Source organism: Leucothrix pacifica, from assembly GCF_003172875.1.
GTDB lineage: Bacteria > Pseudomonadota > Gammaproteobacteria > Thiotrichales > Thiotrichaceae > Leucothrix > Leucothrix pacifica.
This window is the reverse complement of the sequence record NZ_QGKM01000139.1, coordinates 1-2,951: the sequence shown is the minus strand read 5'-3', so window position 1 is coordinate 2,951 and position 2,951 is coordinate 1. Positions and strand designations below refer to the sequence as shown.

Below are 2,951 nucleotides of genomic sequence, written 5' to 3'. Positions count from 1 at the left end.
TTGTTCAATATTTGAACTATATTCGGTCGTTTAATTTTTTGTCGTGTACAGAGCTTGAGTATACACCGACTTTAGCCCATTAACGCCACACTGCTGCCCTTTTAATATATTACATCACCTGCGGAATTCCCTGACTATCCAGATAACCAAAGCGTTCCATAACTTCATGGTGATCTTTGATAACTTGATCAATTTGTTTTTTTGTGAGTGTTTGCTGCCAATCACCAGCGATACCTTTGCGAAAAAAGCGCTCTATGTTGGGTGGACGCTCACGGAATTTATTGTCTACCTCTTGTTGCTGCAGGGCTTTGAAATCAGAAAAGCTCAGTGCTTTGGCGATTCTTTCGGAGTCGTTGGGAAGTTTCAGGTAATTGACCGCTTGAGTGAAGGTTTGTTGCGGCTTGTGTTTCATATCTTCGTATCGCATGACGTGGGTATCAATAACGGGGTTATCTACCCAGCTAGTAACGTGTTGCGACCACGTTAACAGACGTTGTTCGGTTTGATTTGTCAGGGAGCCGTGCTTATTTTTACAGAAACAGTGCTCGGGGTTAGCCATACGGCTTATAGCTTTATCAATGCCAGAGTGACAATGATTAGCATAGGAGATCGCTACATCCAGCGGGTTACGGACGAAGTATAAAGCCCCATTGGTTGCTTCTGCAGAAACCAGCCATTGGCCTGAATCCAACTGCCAGCAAGCGTCGTGAATTTTATGGTAACGGTATTCTTCCGACTGCTCAGCTGTCCAGTCATAAGTGCGTGGGCGAAGCTGGTCTATTTCACACTGACAAAGGTCAGCACTATCAAAACCAAGCACGCCATCCAGCCAATTGCGTGAACTGCCAATTTCTCCTGTTGATAAATCGTTAATGGATACTGGTTCCTTTCCATCGTTTAACAAGTTTTTAAGAAAAGTGCGAAACCACGTATTCCCTGACTTAGGGTAAGAGGCCAGCCAGTAAATACCTTTATTCATCTTTAATGCAGCTGACATTGGGTTAACTCTCTTCAACTTTTTCGTCCTTGTTCCCCCAGATATGGCCATTAATAACAAAACGGGCTGACATAAAATCATCATCCTGTGTTTCAACCGGCAATACTGCGTGATAGAAATGACTGGGGAAGAAAAATGCGCTATTGCGCTTTGGAAAGATGCGGGTGAAGGAATGGTTGAAGCTTGAAGCTTTTGTGTCGGTATCAAACAACACAAGCTCTCCACCATCGAAATGTTGTGGCTCAGGGTGGAAAAAGTAGGTGTAGCTGATTTGGCGCCCTTTCCCACCATCCTGATGCACTCGGAAGTATTCGCCATTGTGATAGGCACGTAGTTTCACTTCGGTGCGTGATGCTTCAAAAGGTGCTAGCCCTAATTGCCTTGTCATTTCAGATAAACGTTCCGCAATTAATTCACGCACTTGTTTTTTTAACGGGTTCCCTTTTAGACTCAAATCTGTGTTATTACGTGCATCTGGGTTATAGCGGCTTTCTTCGTGGTCTTTACCACCGCCCACCTCGGCAGGGCGAAAGTCTGCCTTATGCTCGTGCATATGTCGAATCATCTCTTGTATCGTCTGTTCAGGCAGGAAGTTTTGCCACTCCATTATTGGGCTTAAACACGGGCGGTTAATAGCATCAGAGACAGTGCCATTTAGCGCTGTAGTAAGGGCCGCTATAGCGTAGGGGTAATCTGGTCGATTCGGGTATTGCTGTGCCAAGGAACTGTAGATTTCCAATGCCTCATCCAGCTTGCCCTGTTTACGTTTACAGGCTGCTAGTTCACGCAAAATTTTCTCATCGTTAGGGCAAGTTTGTAAACGTAATCTAAGTGCAGTTTCCATGCGCTCAAACAACGGCAGACTGCTGGCAAAATCATCAATACGGCCATCGAGGATATTAGAGGGCTTGGGGTCTGTCATAAAAATCTATAGACTGCTAAAAATAACCCCACTATAGATGACAATGCCTATTTAGCAAAGCACGCGTTTAAAAAGTGCAGTAAGTATTAAATGACACTCTCAACGAGTCCAATTCATTATGAATTTCCTTAAAAAAGTCTATCGTCACTTGATCAAACGACGTTTACCTCATGGCTTGTTCAGTTGGCGCTTCTTACTAACAGGTCAATCGGAATCTATTCGTTTTCATCGCAACCTTGCACTGGCACACTTCCCGCAAATGCCACGCTTGCTTTTTTTACCAGTCATGCTGTTTGCAGGCTTCAGATGGACACTGATTTACAGCCCTTATTATACTTTTAAGGTTGTCCAGCACCGAGGAAAGGTGTTACAGGAAGAAACAGGCTTGAGTTTGTGGCAGCAATATTGGCAGGTACTCGCGGTTAGCATGGGCCATGGTTTAGCGCCTGCTGAGTGGTATAAGTACCGTCTTTATCAAAATGACGTACAGAAGACGCTGTGGGATTATGTTTATGATCAAGAGGTCAGTGCTTTCCATGCTTACCGTAATCGTGGGCGGCCACACTATCAGGAGCATGTCGCTCTGTTGGGGGATAAGTATAAGTTTGAGAAAATGTTGGAAGAACAAGGTATTCCAGCAGCGGGGACTATTACCTTGCTCCAACAAAATACTTTGGATTTTCGTTTGCAATTAGCAGAGCTAGCTGGACAGCATGGTGAGTTGTTCTGTAAACGGCGTACTGGCAATCAGGGGCGAGGGGCTTTTCGGGTTTTTATGCATGAAGGACGACTACAGTTTCAGCCCAGAGGACAAAAACCGCTGGCTGAAAACGATGTGGGTGATTTTTTACAGGAGAATATTGAACAGTATGACTACCTGATCCAGCCTAATTATACAAACCATCCTCTCCTGCGGACGTATTCTAAGGGCTACCTCCACCCGACGAGTTATGATTGAAAGTAGTGTCTAAAGAATTTGCTAAAAAGCGGCGTATCTGGTTTGTTATTAGTTACCACAACTGACAATAAACC

General features: G+C 44.5%; 3 protein-coding genes. 1 reads left to right on the top strand and 2 read right to left on the bottom strand.

Going from position 1 to position 2,951, the window contains the following annotated elements:
- Nucleotides 1-109 precede the first annotated feature (109 nt).
- Nucleotides 110-997, bottom strand: coding sequence for a sulfotransferase domain-containing protein (locus tag DKW60_RS23385; protein ID WP_219988908.1), 888 nt, complete (start codon nucleotides 995-997; stop codon nucleotides 110-112).
- A 4-nt stretch (nucleotides 998-1,001) separates the two neighbouring features.
- Nucleotides 1,002-1,919 (bottom strand): 2OG-Fe(II) oxygenase, encoded by a 918-nt coding sequence (locus tag DKW60_RS23380; RefSeq protein WP_109840045.1) that lies wholly within the window; start codon nucleotides 1,917-1,919, stop codon nucleotides 1,002-1,004.
- Nucleotides 1,920-2,037: 118 nt separating this feature from the next.
- On the opposite strand from DKW60_RS23380, the gene DKW60_RS23375 reads away from it, so the two are divergent.
- On the top strand, nucleotides 2,038-2,877 hold the full coding sequence (locus tag DKW60_RS23375; RefSeq protein ID WP_109840044.1) for a hypothetical protein: 840 nt from the start codon (nucleotides 2,038-2,040) through the stop codon (nucleotides 2,875-2,877).
- Nucleotides 2,878-2,951 lie beyond the last annotated feature (74 nt).